General features: G+C 32.0%; 15 protein-coding genes. All 15 read right to left on the bottom strand.

Features of this window, described 5'->3' with window-relative positions; genetic code table 11:
- Positions 1 to 118 precede the first annotated feature (118 nt).
- The gene (locus tag ACWJKP_RS10720; RefSeq protein WP_165413536.1) at positions 119 to 1,291 is read right to left on the bottom strand and encodes an NAD(P)-dependent malic enzyme; all 1,173 of its coding nucleotides are present in this window, start codon (positions 1,289 to 1,291) and stop codon (positions 119 to 121) included.
- A gap of 32 nt (positions 1,292 to 1,323) precedes the next feature.
- Positions 1,324 to 2,604 carry a dicarboxylate/amino acid:cation symporter gene (locus tag ACWJKP_RS10715; RefSeq protein ID WP_165413535.1) on the bottom strand — a complete coding sequence of 427 codons (1,281 nt, stop codon included), beginning with the start codon at positions 2,602 to 2,604 and terminating at the stop codon, positions 1,324 to 1,326.
- 411 nt (positions 2,605 to 3,015) lie between these two features.
- A complete protein-coding gene (locus ACWJKP_RS10710) occupies positions 3,016 to 4,443 on the bottom strand; it encodes an aspartate ammonia-lyase (protein WP_224578944.1) in 1,428 nt (475 codons plus the stop codon).
- A 694-nt stretch (positions 4,444 to 5,137) separates the two neighbouring features.
- A complete protein-coding gene (locus ACWJKP_RS10705; RefSeq protein WP_165413534.1) occupies positions 5,138 to 5,578 on the bottom strand; it encodes a GatB/YqeY domain-containing protein in 441 nt (146 codons plus the stop codon).
- A 145-nt stretch (positions 5,579 to 5,723) separates the two neighbouring features.
- Complete coding sequence (tenA, locus tag ACWJKP_RS10700; protein WP_462961173.1) at positions 5,724 to 6,377, bottom strand: thiaminase II; 654 nt, start codon at positions 6,375 to 6,377, stop codon at positions 5,724 to 5,726.
- Between the two features lie 80 nt (positions 6,378 to 6,457).
- Positions 6,458 to 7,324 carry a polysaccharide deacetylase family protein gene (locus ACWJKP_RS10695; protein ID WP_165413532.1) on the bottom strand — a complete coding sequence of 289 codons (867 nt, stop codon included), beginning with the start codon at positions 7,322 to 7,324 and terminating at the stop codon, positions 6,458 to 6,460.
- Positions 7,325 to 7,515: 191 nt separating this feature from the next.
- On the bottom strand, positions 7,516 to 8,994 hold the full coding sequence (gene spoIVA, locus ACWJKP_RS10690; RefSeq protein WP_165413531.1) for a stage IV sporulation protein A: 1,479 nt from the start codon (positions 8,992 to 8,994) through the stop codon (positions 7,516 to 7,518).
- A gap of 147 nt (positions 8,995 to 9,141) precedes the next feature.
- Positions 9,142 to 10,134 (bottom strand): NAD(P)H-dependent glycerol-3-phosphate dehydrogenase, encoded by a 993-nt coding sequence (locus ACWJKP_RS10685; RefSeq protein WP_462961172.1) that lies wholly within the window; start codon positions 10,132 to 10,134, stop codon positions 9,142 to 9,144.
- Between the two features lies 1 nt (position 10,135).
- The gene (der, locus tag ACWJKP_RS10680) at positions 10,136 to 11,452 is read right to left on the bottom strand and encodes a ribosome biogenesis GTPase Der (RefSeq protein ID WP_165413529.1); all 1,317 of its coding nucleotides are present in this window, start codon (positions 11,450 to 11,452) and stop codon (positions 10,136 to 10,138) included.
- A complete protein-coding gene (locus ACWJKP_RS10675; RefSeq protein WP_165413528.1) occupies positions 11,452 to 12,789 on the bottom strand; it encodes a DUF512 domain-containing protein in 1,338 nt (445 codons plus the stop codon). Before ACWJKP_RS10675 ends, der begins: the two co-directional genes overlap by 1 nt.
- A gap of 301 nt (positions 12,790 to 13,090) precedes the next feature.
- Complete coding sequence (locus ACWJKP_RS10670) at positions 13,091 to 13,915, bottom strand: substrate-binding domain-containing protein (protein ID WP_165413527.1); 825 nt, start codon at positions 13,913 to 13,915, stop codon at positions 13,091 to 13,093.
- Positions 13,916 to 13,980: 65 nt separating this feature from the next.
- On the bottom strand, positions 13,981 to 14,637 hold the full coding sequence (gene phoU / locus ACWJKP_RS10665) for a phosphate signaling complex protein PhoU (protein ID WP_165413526.1): 657 nt from the start codon (positions 14,635 to 14,637) through the stop codon (positions 13,981 to 13,983).
- 23 nt (positions 14,638 to 14,660) lie between these two features.
- Positions 14,661 to 15,413 (bottom strand): phosphate ABC transporter ATP-binding protein PstB, encoded by a 753-nt coding sequence (pstB, locus tag ACWJKP_RS10660; RefSeq protein WP_165413525.1) that lies wholly within the window; start codon positions 15,411 to 15,413, stop codon positions 14,661 to 14,663.
- A 12-nt stretch (positions 15,414 to 15,425) separates the two neighbouring features.
- Positions 15,426 to 16,313: a phosphate ABC transporter permease PstA gene (gene pstA / locus ACWJKP_RS10655; RefSeq protein WP_165413524.1), complete on the bottom strand. Its 888-nt coding sequence runs from the start codon at positions 16,311 to 16,313 to the stop codon at positions 15,426 to 15,428.
- Complete coding sequence (gene pstC / locus ACWJKP_RS10650; protein ID WP_165413523.1) at positions 16,313 to 17,224, bottom strand: phosphate ABC transporter permease subunit PstC; 912 nt, start codon at positions 17,222 to 17,224, stop codon at positions 16,313 to 16,315. The genes pstA and pstC overlap by 1 nt, the downstream gene beginning before the upstream one ends.
- Positions 17,225 to 17,387 lie beyond the last annotated feature (163 nt).

The raw sequence follows: 17,387 nt of genomic DNA, 5'->3' as shown, positions 1-17,387 counted from the left end.
AAGATAGCAAAACCTTATTATAAAGTTTTTACTATCTTTTTAAATTAAAAAAATAAATCATTTATAATTTATTCATGATTCTCAATGGTCATGAAGAGGTAATCCTAGCAGCGCTTGGTTATATTCTTGCTGCGCCTGTTTCTTTTGCAGCTTTCGCAATTGCTTCTGCTACTTTTGTTGCTACACCTCTATCTAATGCACTTGGAATTACATTGTTTTCGTTTAAATCTTCATCTTTTATATAATTTGCAATAGCATATGCTGCTGCAAGCTTCATTTCTTCATTTATTTCTTTTGCCCTCACATCTAATGCACCTCTGAATAACCCTGGAAATACAAGAACATTATTTACTTGGTTTGGAAAATCTGAACGTCCTGAACCACATACCCTCGCGCCCGCTTTTTTAGCTTCATCTGGCATGATTTCTGGGGTTGGATTTGCCATTCCAAAGACTATAGAATCTTTGTTCATAGATTTAACCATCTCAGGTGTTACTATTCCTGGTGCAGAAACCCCTATAAATACATCTGCACCTACTAATGCATCACTTAAGCTTCCTTTTATATTTTCTGGATTAGTTATTTCTGTAAGGGCTGTTTTTGCATCATCAATTATTGCCATCCCTCTATAAAGTACTCCTACTTTGTCACAGACAATTAAATTCTTCACTCCTGAGGAGAGTAAAAGCTTTGATATTGCTGTTCCCGCAGAACCAGCACCGTTTACTACAACCTTTAAATTCTCAAGCTTCTTTCCAACTACTTTACAAGCATTGATAAGACCTGCAAGAACTACAATTGCTGTCCCATGTTGGTCATCGTGAAATACTGGTATATCTAATATTTTTTTAAGCTTTTCTTCTATTTCAAAGCATCTTGGAGCACTAATATCTTCTAAGTTTATCCCACCAAACCCTGGGGAGATAAGCTGTATTGTGCGAACAATTTCATCTACGTCCTTTGTGTCTAAGCAGATTGGAAAGGCATCTACATTACCAAACTCTTTAAACAATATAGCCTTTCCTTCCATAACCGGAAGTCCTGCCTCGGGTCCTATATCTCCAAGCCCTAGAATAGCAGTGCCATCCGTAACCACTGCAACCATATTCCCTTTAGATGTATATTTATACACATTTTCTACGTTTTCATAGATTTTCTTGCAAGGTTCTGCAACACCAGGTGTGTACGCAAGTGCCAAATCATCATTTGTTTGGATTTTTATTTTTGATATTACTTCAATTTTGCCTGTATGTTTTTCATGCAGTTTTAAACTTTCTACAAAATAATTCATTCAATACTTCCCCTTTTATTAAATTGTATTATTTATACATTGCCACTTAATTCTTCGTTCTCACTATTGAATACGTCAACGTCTAATTCCCCTTCTTGCTTAGCTATTATAACAGTGCAAATAGCATCTCCTGTAATATTGACAACTGTTCTGCCCATATCTACCAATCTATCTACACCCATTATAAGACCGATTCCTTCTAAGGGAAGACCTACAGCCTGAAATACCATAGACAGCATTATAATGGAAGCACCAGGGACTCCAGCTGTACCTACAGACGCAATAGTTGAAGTTAGAACTACTGTTAACATCATATTTAGTGTAACAGGAATGCCATATGCTTGAGCTACAAAGAATGTTGCTACCCCTTGCATAATAGCAGTACCATTCATATTAACTGTTGCACCTAATGGAATAGTGAAAGCCGCAATACCCTTTGATACCCCTAATTCTTTTTCACATGTTTCCATATTCACTGGTACTGTAGCATTACTACTAGCTGTTGAGAAAGCTACAGACATAACTGGGAAGAATTTTTTGTAAAACTTTTTTATAGATAACCCAGTAAAACTTTTTAAAAGACTTGCATATCCTAATATTGAGATAAGTAATAGACCCAAATATATTGTAAGAATATATTTCATTAAAGGCATCATAGCTACATACCCTACAGTAGCAAAGGTTTTAGCTATAAGCCCAAATACACCTATAGGTGCAAATGTCATAACGATTTCTACTAATTTCATTATTAAATCATTTAGGCTTTCAAGTAAATTAATTAGGGGCTGACCTTTTTTACCTAATAAAGATAAGCCTATACCAGTTAATACAGCAACTACAATAATTTGAAGCATATTACCTTCCGACATAGCTAAAATTGGATTACTTGGTACCATTTCGTATAACGTTTGTACCAATGGAGTTTTGGTAGCAATTGTAGTTTTCACTGCTTTTACGGCTGTTAAATCTAACCCTGATCCTGGCTTTATAAAATAACCTAAGACTAGCGCAATAGCAACAGCTATTGCTGTAGTTGATAGATAAAAAGCTACAGTCTTTCCCCCGACCCTACCTAATTTCTTTACATCTCCCATACTGGCCGCACCGTTTGCTAAGGAAATAAACACCAGTGGGACTACAAGCATCATTATTCCTCTTAAAAAAAGTTGACCTACTAACTGGAAAACACCATTTATTAAAAAAGCATTTTTAAAAGTTCCATTAGGAAATTGAAAAACAATAATTCCAGTTATTGATCCTAATAATAGAGCAATAAGGATTCTAGTTGTCAAGTTCACCTTTTTTTTACTCATACAAAACCCTCCTTTATATATTTTATTAGCTGGCTATGAAATGCCACAGCCAGCATTAATACCACATTTTTATATATTGAAATGGCTGTAATCCGCCCACCTTGGGCGCATATACATTTACAAGATGGGTATACACTAAAAATGAATTTCGAAAGGAGCCCTTCATGTCAGTATGCTCCTAAACAACCAAATCTTGTTTAGGAGCATACTGGTAACCGTTTTCTTAATATTCACTCAATATGTTTTAGCCACTTCCGGAGTATATGCAATGCTAAGATCATCTCTAGTTTCAATCCTCGAAACTAACTGAGCCTTTACTTTATTCCATGATGATTGCAATTTCACTATACTATAATACCACAAAAAATACCTAATTGCATACTATTGTTTACATTTAATTAATAAAATAATTTATATAGCCATTAAATGCTTTGCTGCTATTCCTGGCTCGGTCATTGCTATTGTATCTAGTATTTCATTAAGTTGTGCTTTCGTTAAAATACTCTCTTTAAGTACCAATTCACTTACAGGTTCGCCTGTTGCAATCGCTCTAGCTGCAATTTTTGCAGCTGCCTTATAACCTACATGAGGTACTATCGCTGTAATTATACCTACACTATTATCTACTAAGTATTTGCACCTTTTCCTATTAGCCGTAATACCTGCAATACAATTTTCTCTAAGGGTATTAACTCCGTTACCTAGTGTTTCTATAGATTCATATAAGTTATAGAATATAACTGGTTCAAATGCATTTAATTCTAATTGTCCGGCCTCTGCTGCCATAGTTATAGTAATGTCATTGCCTATAATATTAAAAGATACTTGACTCATAACTTCTGGAATTACAGGATTTATCTTTCCTGGCATTATTGAAGATCCATTTTGTTTTGCTGGCAGATTGATTTCCCCAAAGCCTGCTCTAGGACCTGAAGACATTAACCTTAAGTCATTTGATATCTTGGATAGACTTACTGCACAAGTTTTAAGAGCTGATGAAACGTCCACAAAAACATCCAGATTTTGTGTCCCATCTACTAAGTCTTCTGCTTGATGTAAATCTAAATTAACAACATCATTAATTGCTGGCACGATTTTTTTAAAATATCCTGTATCCACGTTTATTCCTGTCCCTATAGCAGAAGCTCCCATATTTACACTCTTTAGCCCTTCACTGGCTTTTTCTAACCTATCAATATTTCTTTTTATTACTGAGCTATATGCATGGAATTCTTGGCCTAATCTAATAGGTACAGCATCTTGCATTTGAGTTCTTCCCATTTTAATAACATCATCAAATTCTTTAGACTTTTCAATAAGTACATCACCAAGTTTTCTTAACTCCTCTAAGGTTTTTGGAATAAGTTTTAGGGCTGCCATCTTGCCTGCTGTTGGGAATACATCATTTGTAGATTGTCCCATATTTACATGATCATTTGGATGAACTTTATCATACGCTCCCAATTTACCACCCAATATTTCATTTGCTCTATTAGCAATTACTTCATTTGCATTCATATTACCCGATGTACCTGCTCCACCTTGAATAGGATCAATTATAAATTCATTATGTAATTTACCAACTATTATTTCATCACATGCTTGTACTATAGCGTCGCTGATTTTTTTACTCATTAATCCAGCTTCATTATTTGCAATAGCTGTCGCTTTTTTTACTTGCGCAAGACTAACAATTAAGTCTTTGTGCATCCTCCTACCTGTAATATTAAAGTTTTCTGACGCCCTTAATGATTGAACTCCATAATATGCTTCTATAGGTACATTCTTAGAGCCAACAGAATCGCTTTCCACCCTAAATTTTTGCATGGTTTCATTCATAATATTTCCTCCTTGTTTACTATAATATACTAATAATACCCTTTGAAATAAATTTTGTCAAATAAACATCTGTCTTTTTAAGTATCACAAGTAAGTCTTTAACTAAATTAAGACTAATTTATTACTCAATATTTATTGATTTACGGCGCTTTAAAGCATTTGAAATTGAAAATTAATTCTTAATATACCTAGGGTTATATCGAATACAACCTTTAATTTGAATATTTTGAATATTATTTACTTTGCAAGATTACCGTTAAGATTAATTTTACATCTGACTCTAAGTGGTATTCCACATAAAAAAAATAAGTACCTCAAGGGTACTATGATATGACCTGAAGATAACTACTTGCTACTAAGAGTTTTTTGATATTTATAGGCAGATAACATCACAATGAATTAATTAACCTGTTAATAAATCATATTGTAATTGTTTACACTATTATATTTGCAATTATTTAGTACTTATTATATAATTTAAATCCAGTATTATCAACTATTGTTATACCCTTAAATTGATTATTCAATAAGGACTCATTACTTATTAAAACTCCATTTTATAAATTTTAACACAAAAAAATACTTTCTTAATAAAATTCAAAAGTGAATCTTATCCCTACATATGGGATAAAACTCACTCATAATTACTAATTTGCCTTTACCTTTAATAAATGGTATCATTACTCCATTTTTCCTATGCCAATAATTGATTCACAAGAGGATTTACCTTCCTGCTATCATACTTTCCTTTTAACTTAGGCATAACAGCCTTCATAACCTTCCCCATGTCACCCTTTCCGCTAAAGTGATTTTGGGTAATAACTTCACTGATAATTATTTTTGCTTCATCGTCACTTAATTGCTTGGGCATATAAAATGTAAACATTTCGATAGCAATTTCTGTTTCAGCTATAATATCTTCTTTATTAGCTTCTTTCGCATAACTAAGAGTTTCATTTAATTGTTTAATTGTTTTCTCAATAATACCAACTAAGTCGTCGTCAGAAAGTTCTTTTTTCAGATCCATTTCTTTATATTTAACGTCAGCCATTAAAGTCCTTAAAGCAGTCAGTCTTACCTTATCCCTACTCTTCATATATTTAATAATATCATCTTTCAGTGTTTGTTTTAACATATGTGTTGCCTCCTAAATAATTCAATATTTTTTAACAAGTTATTTTGTTACTTTATTAAAACTATACTTATATATACATTATACTCTTATAATCTCACTTTAACGACATTTCAGAAGGAAAGTTTCCCAATTTTATAATCTAATATTAATTATATGCCCTATTCCAAAATTCTAATTCATACATGCATGATTTCATAAAAATAGCTAATAACTTTTTCTTTTCTATCTCATCTATGTCTTCGCATAAATTATTTATATAATCCAGCCAGTCATTAGTGAATTTTTCAAAATCTTCAGAAGCGTATTCTTCAATCCATGGATTGAAAAAATTTCCCTCTAGCTTATGTCCATAAGTCTTTTTAATATATTTGCCTATGTAGCTATAACTCCACGTACACGGCATAGCAACAAGGGCAATCTCCTTTAAATCTCCGGTAAGCGCCACACCTTGCATATAGCTTGTATAACTTGTAGTTATTAATTTATATTCACATTTTTCCGTTTCTTTAGCAGTTAATCCAAAGTCTTCTAAATATTTTATATGAACAGCCGTTTCATCCTCCATAATTCCCCTTATTGAATTATAATAAAATTTCATCTCGTCCATAGTTTTTGCCTTAATTAACCCTACAGAAAATACCTTTGAATATTCTTTTAAATATAGATAATCCTGTATAAGATAGTTTTTAAACTTTTCCTTATCTAAGGTACCTTCTCCTATCTCCTTTATAAATGGATGCTCTAAATATGAATTCCAAAATTCCTTTACCTCTTCAAATATATAATCTGTAAATTTCATACTATTCCACCCCTCCATCGTCATTTAATTTCTCAAACAGTTCTAAGCCCAAAAATGTCTATATAAGTCTATGCTATTTTCTAAGGAAGATCATTCAATGTTTTAAACTCATATCCCTGACTTTTCCACTCTTTAATCAGACTGTCGAGTATTTTTGTATTGGTTTCTGAAACTGCATGAAGCAAACATATCATTCCAGGCTTTGTTTGCTTTAAAAGATTTTTTTTTGCCGTTTCAGGGTTTGGCTGATCCTTAGGTTCATAATCTTTATAAGCAAGTGTAAAAAACACTGATTTATAACCAAGCTTTTGAGTGTAATAAAGAGAAAGTTCACTGAAGTCACCCATAGGCGGTCTAAAAAATTTCGACATTTTTAAACCGGGGATGTTATTAACAGTAGTTTCATTTTCTGTAATCTCTGAATTAAAATCCATTTCATTAGTTATAGAAGGCATGGATTTATGATGCACTGAATGATTCCCTATAATATGGCCTTCATTCATCATTCTTTTTACAAGATCAATATCTTTTGCACCATTAAAAGAACCCGTTACATAGGGCTTTGTTACAAAAAAAGCTGCTTTAACATTGTTAGCTTTTAAAGTATCAAGAATGCTTGCTGTATAACCATTCTCATACCCCTCATCAAAAGTTAGATAAATTACTTTTTTAGAAGTTTCGCCAAAATCATAAGCATGATATTTCGATAATAATGTTGAATTTTCTCTTGGTGAATAAGCCCATGACCAGTTAATAGTTTTTGTCTGTAGATTTGGACTATTCTCTTTTAAAGTTGATTTAGAGTTTGTATTTCCATCACTTCCCGTTTTAAGGCTGCTATTTGTTTGCTTTGCATTACTTAAACTTATCTGATTTTGTCTGTCATTTGCACAACCACAAAGCACAAGTGTTAATACTATTAATAACGGTATTTTTTTAAATTGCAATTAGATCACCTCTATGTATATTTTAATATATTCATATACGATAAACTTCCACATAGCTATTATACCTCTTTTAAAATATTTTATAATATTTTTTTGTATGTATTATTATAATTATTTGCAAATGAAAATAAGCTTTGAGCCATAAGGAATACTCCCTATAACTCAAAGCTACTATATCCTGAAAAATTTTATTATAATATAATGCATATTAAGCTGCCATTACCCTCATTTATAATTCGTTGTAGAGTCTTTTGAATTTTCACTTGAACGTCATCAGGCATCTTAAACAGCTTACTTTGGAGGCCTTCTTTAACTAATACTTCTAAAGATTTACCAAACATATTACTCTGCCAAATTTGAGATTTATCATTCTCAAACTGTTCTAAAATGGATTTATAGAAATCTTCACTTTGCTTTTCTGTACCCATAATAGGTGATATTTCTGTTTGTATATCTGCCTTAATAAAATGAAGAGAAGGTGCAGATGCCTTTAATTTAACTCCATACCTCCCACCATGCTGCACAATTTCAGGTTCTTCTAATGTCATTTCTGAAAGCTGTGGTGCAACTAATCCATAGCCTTTTTCTTTAACATCTTTTAAAGCCTCTGAAATTTTATCATATTCTACTTTAGATCTAGAGAATTCTCCCATTAATGTTAATAAATCATTTTCTCCTTTTATTTCACAATCACAAGTTTCGCCAAGTATTTTGTAAAATAATTCGTGTTTAGGAATTATATTGACTCTAGCAGTACCTTCTCCCATATTCATTTCATCAAGTATTGCAGAGTCTAAAAAATCAACTTCTTTAAATGTTAGTAGCGATTTATTTATATCCCTAACTTTAAAAATATCTTTACACGTATCTTTTAAGAACTTCATAAAGTTAATTTTTACCCAGTGCTTAGAACTTAAGTTTTCAATCCATTCTGGCATATCTATGTTAATTTCTTTAACTGGAAATTCTTTAAGAATTCTTTGAAATATATTAGCTATATCCTCCTCTTTCATATTTACAACATCCATAACTTGAACTGGAACATCATATTTTTCTTCTAATTCTCTTGCTAAAACTTGTGTTTCAGGAGCATCTGCATTTTTAGAATTTAATACCATTATGAAAGGTTTATTAATGGATTTAAGTTCATCAACTACCCTTCCTTCCGCTTCTAAGTATTCTTCCCTTTCTATGCCTGTGATAGAACCATCTGTAGTAATTAAAAGACCAATAGTTGAATGCTCATTTATTACCTTTTTTGTTCCAATCTCTGCGGCTTCCTCAAATGGAATTTCGTAATCATACCAAGGGGTTGTCACCATTTTAGGCGTCTCTCCTTCAGCATATCCTACCGCTCCTTTAACAATATACCCAACACAATCGACCATCCTTACTTTAAATTTAGTTCCCCCTTCAAACTCAATTTCAACTGCTTCGTTGGGTACGAATTTAGGTTCAGTAGTATGAATCGATTTCCCTGAACCACTTTGAGGAAGTTCATCTTTTGCTCTTTCTTTTTTATGAGGATTGTCTATGTTAGGAATTACCATAAGCTCCATAAATCTTTTTATAAATGTTGATTTTCCAGTCCTTACAGGACCCACAACACCTACATAAATATCCCCTTGCGTTCTCTCCGCTATATCTTTATATATATCAAAATTATCCAATATATACCTCCCAATACTTATTATTATCACTATAAATATATTTTAGAGATCAATGAATTATTACTATAGATTAAAAATATATAAAAAAAAACCAATTTTTTATTAAATTCTTAATAAAAAATTGGTCTTTCCATACTAATAGTTTTCTTAAAACTCATCTTTTTTGTTTCTTGACATCAATTCGTATACCCCATATTTAGGGTCTTTACCTTCAAATAATACTTTGTATAACACATCCGTAATAGGCATAGAAATCTGCTCTTTTTCTTTAAGCTCATAGAAGGCTCTTACAGCCTTTATACCCTCTACTACCATTCCTATGTCTTCGCATGCCTTTTCCATTGGAACACCCTTTCCAATCAAAATACCAGCTCTTCTATTTCTACTGTGCATACTAGTGCAAGTTACTATAAGATCACCCATACCCGTTAAGCCATAGAATGTTTCAATTCTGCCTCCGAGCTTTGTGCCTATTCGTATAATTTCACTCATTCCTCTTGTCATTAGTGCAGCCTTAGCATTGTCACCGTAGCCTATACCATCAGATACGCCTGCAGCTAGTGCAATAATGTTTTTAACTGCTCCACCTATCTCTACACCCACAATATCTTCATTAGTGTAAACTCTAAATTTACTAGACATAAATGCATCTTGCACAATACTTGCATACTCCATTTTTTTAGATGTAACTACTAGCGTTGTAGGTATATCTAATGCAACCTCTTCTGCATGACTAGGACCAGAAAGTATTACTATAGGGTTACTTACAATTTCTTCCTCTACAACTTCTGAAATCCTTTTTGCTGAGCCCTCTTCTATTCCCTTTGCAATGCTAACCACAATTTGATTTTCTTTTAGATGTGGTGCTATCATCTTACTTAAGCCTCTTATTGCATGCGAAGGCACTGCTAATACAATTAGCTCACTATCACTTATAACCTTTTCTATGTCCGTAAATGCTGTTACTCCTGCTGGCACGATAATGCCTGGTAAGTACTTAATGTTTTCTCTCTTAATGTTAATATCATCAATAACACTAAGCTTTCTATCCCAGATATTAACGCTCGTACCTTTTTTGGCAAGCATTATTGATAACGCAGTGCCAAAACTCCCACCACCTAAAAAAGCAACTTTTGACATTCTATTCCTTCCTTTCCCTAAATATAAGTCTTATCCCTGTTCCGATAAACTCAAAGCTATTTCTTAATTGATTTTCTAAATATCTTTCATAAGAAAAATGTAGTAAATTTTCATTATTTACAAAGAATACAAATGTTGGTGGTTTAGAGTCTACTTCAGTAACGTAGAATATTTTTAATCTTTTATTTGCCACCGTTGGAGGTTCTTTCATAAGTACAGCCTTATTTACAACTTCATTAAGTATTCCTGTAGAAATTCTTTTTGAATAATTCTCATAACATTCTTTAACTGTTTTTAATACCTTATGTACTCTTTGGCCGGTTTTTGCGGATATAAATAAATAAGGTGCATATGCCATGAAATTTAATCCTGCTTGTAATTTTTGTTTATATTCAAGCATAGTCTTTGTATCTTTTTCAATAAGATCCCATTTATTCACTATAACAAAAATTGCTTTTTTCATCTCATGAGCATAACCTATAATTTTCTCATCTTGATCACTTAATTCATCCGTAGCATCAAGGATAAGTACAACTACATCAGCTCGCTCAACAGCAGCTAATGATCTAATAACACTATACCTTTCAATTCCTTCTTCTACTTTACTTTTTCTTCTTATTCCCGCAGTATCTATAAGAATAAATTTACCTTCTTCAGTTTCTATTTTACTATCAATAGCATCTCTTGTAGTACCTGCAATATCAGTTACTATGTTTCTTTCTTCTCCAAGTATTTTATTTATAAGCGATGATTTACCAACATTCGGCTTACCTACTACTGCAACTTGAATATATTCTTCATCTTCTGTGTTTGAATAAACACTTTCAAAATGGGCTACTACTTCATCTAGCATATCTCCAAGTCCAAGGGCTTGAGTTGCAGAAATAGCTATAGGAGTCCCTATACCTAAATTATAGAATTCAAAGGCATTAGCTTCTAGTTCAAGATGGTCTATTTTATTTACTACGAGTACTACTGCTTTTTTGCTTTGTCTAAGCATCTGTGCAACTTCAGTATCCGCACCTGTAAGTCCTTGTTTACCATCTACAATAAATATTATAACATCTGCTGTTTCTATCGCTATTTGTGCCTGTCTTCTCATTTGAGCTAAAATAATATCTTGACTTTCAATTTCTATACCACCTGTATCAATTAATGTGAAATTGTGTCTAAGCCAATCTGCATCTGCATATACTCGGTCTCTTGTTACACCTGGTTTATCATCCACTATTGAAATTCTTTTACCTGCCAACTTATTAAATAATGTAGATTTCCCTACATTGGGTCTTCCTACTATTGCTACGATTGGTTTTGCCATTATTCTTCCTCCCGACTATTTTGGTTTATTATATGGATTAAATCTTCTCCTGAATAATCACATATTAAAATTTTTGTATTTAAGCTTTTTTCTAAATCACTTATCGTAATATTATCCAAGAATATTTGTTCCTCATAGTTTCCTAGTTCATATCCTTTTTTTAGCATATTGCTAGGAATTATTAAATAATCTCCTAGCTTTTCATCCCTTAGCTGCTTAATTATGTCATTTCCTGTTAAAAGACCCGCTACTGTAATAGTTTCTCCAAAAAAAACATTATTTATTTTTTTAACATCAGTTTTTATTTTATTATTACATGCAGTAATTTTCTCAGCTACCTTTAATATTTCTGTATAAGCTGAATGCCCTGTTACAAATGTAAAGCTTCCCTTATTATTCGGCTTTAGGTTTTCTATATCTTTATCAATAACACTTCTAAGTAGTCTAATCATACCAATGCCATCTTCTAATTGATCATACCCATCATAAAACTCTTCTTGTGGTACATCACTATGTGCTACAACATAGAATTCATCAGACAATCGTATAAAAGGTGAGCCTACTTCTCTAATATATTTTTCTTGTAATTGCTTTACACTTTCTATTTCCTTTGCTGCAGTATTTTTATCATACAATGTTAAATTAAATAAGCCTTTCCTATACTTTGTTATACCAACTGGAACAACTGCTAAGTTTTCTATGCTAGGATAAAGTTTATATAAATCCTCAATGGTTTTTATAAGCTCTTCTCCATTATTAATACCTGGACAAGAAACTACTTGACAATTAATTTTAATACCCGCTTCAGCCAGCCTTTTTAACCTATCATACACATTTCCAGCAAATTTATTGTTTAACATTATCTTTCTAAGCTCTGGATCAGTAGTGTGAACTGACACATTAATAGGGCTTATTTTGTATCGAATAATTCTATTTATGTCCTCTTCCTTCATATTAGTTAAAGTTACAAAATTACCTTGAAAAAACGATAACCTTGAATCATCATCTTTAAAATACAAAGTTTCTCTCATTCTTTCTGGCAATTGGTCAATAAAACAAAATATACATTTATTATGACAGCTCATTGGTTTATCCAAAATAGCATCAACAAATTGGATTCCTAAATCTTCATCATATTCCTTCTCAAATTCAATATCCCAAATCTCACCATCTATCTTTTCAATTTCAATTTCAAGAAGTTCATCTGTAATTAAAAACTTGTAGTCTATAATGTCTACTACGTCATTGCCATTTATACTTATTAATCTATCTCCTACTTCTAACTCAATTTCTTCTGCGATACTTCCTGGAAGTATCTTAGCTATTTGGTTTTTCATTTTTACCTCCTGCTCAACCATAACCTTTCATCTAAAAGGTTTTATGAGGAATTAGAAATATTATATTAAGATTAAATCACACCTTTAAATTTATAATAAGAAATTAGTTAAGTAATAAATTATAGTATTCCATTAAGTTATATTACATTAATTAAATACCTAAGTCAACGCTATTAGTCGTTAAAAGAAGAAAAAAAGCAAATTACGCTCATTTTGCGGTTTTTTAGCTATCTTATACTAATGGATTTAAACCTGCTATGCAATTTACTACAGAATAAAAATACCTCCTAAGAAGGAGGTATTAAAATGCTTCTATGCAATATTTTCTAATAATTTTCTTACCATCTTCACTTTTAAAATACTGAAAAAGATCCTTTAACCTGTCTTCTTTTTCTTTAGAATAATACATTTTTATTGGAATCCTTAGAAAGTAAAGTTCATTTTGCAAATTCGATTTAGTAATTTCAATACCATTTAATTTTAAAAATTTACTTTCTTTATTATACCACTGTCCAGGTATAAATCCTATAGAATTTTTATTCTGAGCAACAAAACTCTTCATCTCTTCTACACTTGATACATATTGAGTACTATTACCCATTTGTTCTTTTACAGGAGTATCCATTATCATTATGTTAAATCCCTGCTGGGCTGTATTTAACATATTTTTATATGCTACAGGTACTATTGTTTTTGATTCACCATTTAATTTTTCCCAGTTTACTATATTTCCAGTATATATTTTTTTTAATTCCTGAGTTCCCACACCATCCACTTTATTGCTAGCGTTAACAATAATCCCTATTCCATCACAAGCTAGCATGTCAGCTTCAATCTCCTTCTTATCTGGCTGAACATATCCAATTAAAACATCCCCTTCAGAATTATCTAATTTATTAAAAGCACTTTCTTTCTCAGCAGATTCCACAGTAACTGCATGCTCATTATTTAAATTATAATCACGTGCTAAATCATTTACCAAAGGAAAAACTGTGTCTTCACAAATTATTTTAATACTTTCGGGCTTTTTTTCTTTGAATTCTGCACCTTTTTTACACCCTGTACTTAGCATTATCATACTAACGCAAAAAAATATAAAAAATTTTTTTAGTTTTTTTTTCTTCATAATCACAACTCCACTACAATATTTTAAATTTGTATTCATTGTAGTTTTTGTATTTTATCTAAAAACTATTCGTTTAAATTAATTTTTTCACCAGTAACTAGATAAATTGTCCATTCACATATATTTGTTGTATGGTCAGCAATTCTTTCTAGCCACTTACAAATGAATATAAATTGAGTAGCTTGATTTACTGTATTTTGATCTTTAATCATTAATTGTAGTAGTTCTCTAAATACTTCCTTATATATAGTGTCTACCTCATCATCCCGTTTGCAAACTGCATAAGCCTTTTTAACATCTCCTGCCACATAGGCATCCAAGGCATCTCTTATCATAAGCACTACTATTTCAGCCATTTTAGGTATACTTACTAGTTGCTTTACATACTTTTCATCTTTTAATCTTAATGTAATTTTAGCAACATCAACGGCATAATCAGCCATTCTCTCAAGGTCCGTTACTATTTTTGTCATAGTGAAAATATTTCTTAAATCTATTGCTAAAGGCTGCTGCATAGCGATTAATTTTATTGCTTTATCTTCTATTTCTCGCTCCATTTCATCAACTATGTCATCATTCTTCATTATTTTTTCAGCTTTCTCGGTGTTTTGAGTAACTAAGGCATCGATGCAGTCATAAATTTGTTTTTCTACTATGCTTCCCATTCTAATTAAATCATTATGAAGCTCTTGAAGATTCGCTTCAAATACTTTTCTTGCCATTAAATCACCTTCCTTATTATATTTTAGCCAAATCTTCCTGTAATATAATCCTCTGTTCTTTTATCTCGAGGTTTGTAAAAAATCTCCTCTGTTTTTCCATTCTCAATGATTTCTCCATTTAAGAAAAATGCTGTATAATCAGAAATCCTACCTGCTTGTTGCATATTATGCGTAACAATTATAACTGTATACTTTTTTTTGAGAACATCCATTAATTCTTCAACCTTTAAAGTTGAAATAGGGTCTAATGCAGAAGTTGGTTCATCCATCAGTAAAACCTCAGGTTCTACTGCCAAAGTTCTAGCTATGCATAAACGTTGCTGTTGTCCACCAGATAATCCTAGTGCACTCTTTTTAAGCCTATCTTTTACTTCATTCCAAAGTGCAGCTCCCTTTAAACTATTCTCTACAACTTCATCAAGTTGTTTCTTATTAGTTAGACCATGAATTCTGGGTCCATAAGCCACATTATCGTATATTGACATAGGGAAAGGATTAGGCTTTTGGAATACCATTCCTATTTTCTTTCTTAAATCTATAACATCATAATCTGGATTGTATATATTTTTATTTTCGTATAATACTTCTCCATCTATTTTAACAGAATCTATTAAATCATTCATTCTGTTTATAGTACGTAAAAATGTCGATTTACCACAACCTGATGGTCCTATAAGTGCAGTAACCGAATTTTTTTCTATATTAATGTTTACATTTTTCAGTGCTTGAACGTTGCCATAATATAGATTTAGATTCTTTGCTATAACAATTCCCATATTATACCCTCCTTATTTACTTCCTGTATGAGATTCATACAATTTTTTCCCAATTATTCTTGCAGATACATTAAATATAAGCACTGCAATTATTAAAACTGCTGAAGCTCCATTTGCTATCTTAGTAGCATCAGGTACCATTCCTTCAGAATTCAACTTCCATATATATACAGATAAAGTTTCAGCGGGCCTTAATAAACTATAAGCTGAAGCTTTACTAGTTAAACTTAAATTAGTAAAATTTAAAGTTGGTGCACTCATACCTGCAGTATATAGTAATGCCGCTGCTTCTCCAAATATTCTTCCCGCCGCTAGTATAACACCTGTTAGAATTTGAGGCATTGCAGATGGCAATATAACATTTTTAATAGTCTGCCATCTAGTTGCACCTAATCCTAAGCTTGCTTCTTTAACACCAGAAGAAGCGGCTTTAATAGCATTTTCACTAACTCTAGTAAGTCCAGGTAGATTTATTATAGTTATAGCTAATGCTCCAGCAATAAGAGAATATCCCCATCCTGTCATATTAACAAACACTAAAAGTCCAAATAGACCAACTACTATAGACGGTAGAGATGCCATAGTCTCAATACTCAATCTAATAATATTTAATAGCTTGCCTTCTTTTGCGTACTCAGCTAAATATATTCCAGCCCCTACACCTAGTGGCACTGTGATTATAAGTGTTACTACAAGCAGATGTAACGAATTATATAATTGACGTCCAATCCCTCCACCGGCTTCACCAATTTGGGGTTCTCCAAATATAAATTTTAAATTTAATGATTGCCTTCCATTATATAGTATATATCCTATGAGGCTTACGAGTAAAAGAATTACTAAAGCAGAAATTATATATAAAACTATGGTTGCTATTTTATCTTTAACTTTAGAACTCATTATACCTCACCTCTTCTTCCAAGTTTTCTAATTATAAGTATAAATACAAAGGATATTATTAGTAATAATAATGCCATTGACCATAACGCATCATTCCAAGCTGTACCATAGATTGTATTTGCCATATCCATAGTAAGTATGCTTGTTAATGTAGATGTGGTTCCGAGTAACCCCTTAGGGAATGCTACTGAGTTTCCTATAACCATTTGCACTGCTAATGCTTCTCCAAATGCTCTTGAAACTCCGAGTACTATACCTGTTAATATTCCACTTTTAGATGCAGGAATAATCACCTTAATTATAGTTTGCCATCTAGTTGCTCCAAGTCCATAAGATGCCTCTATATAATCTTTGGGTATGGTTTTTATAGCATCAGACGCAATACTTGTGATTGTTGGCAAAATCATTACGCTTATAACTAATACTCCTGCGAGTAAACTAAAACCAATTCCTCCGAACCAAAGCTTAATAATAGGCACTAAAACACTTACACCTATCCAACCATAAACAACTGAAGGTATTCCCACAAATAACTCTATGGCAGGTTGAAGAACTTTTGTGCCAAGTTTTGGTGATACTACATTCATAAACACTGCTAAAGCTACCCCTATCGGTGCACTTACTAGCACTGCAAGGAAAGACACTGCTGAAGACCCAAGAATAAATATCAAAGTTCCAAATTGAGGAGGTAAAGATTCTCCCCCCACCTCTGGATTCCACTCTCCAGAGAATATAAAATGAAATATTGAGTATCCGTGCTTTATAAAGGTATTTAATCCTTTAGTCGTTAGGAAAAATATGATTGAAAAAGTAAGAATAACTATAACAGCACCACAAAATGTTGCAAATCCACGTCCTAAATATTCATTCTTTAGTTTTAAAAATATTTTTTTCATAGCATTTTTTTTCATATCATTGTACCTCAAAAAAATTATTTTAACGATATTCCAGAAGGAAAGTCCCCCCTACCTTCTATAATTGTGGACTTACTACCCTAACAAAAATGAAACTTGGCGAGGTTATAAATCTCCTTCTGAAGTCGTTAATATTGTAGAACCGAAAGTGATAATTTAA

It is taken from the genome of Clostridium sp. CM037 (genome assembly GCF_055081095.1).
The sequence above is the reverse complement of the archived record's forward strand: the minus strand, read 5'-3'. Positions and strand labels throughout refer to the sequence as shown.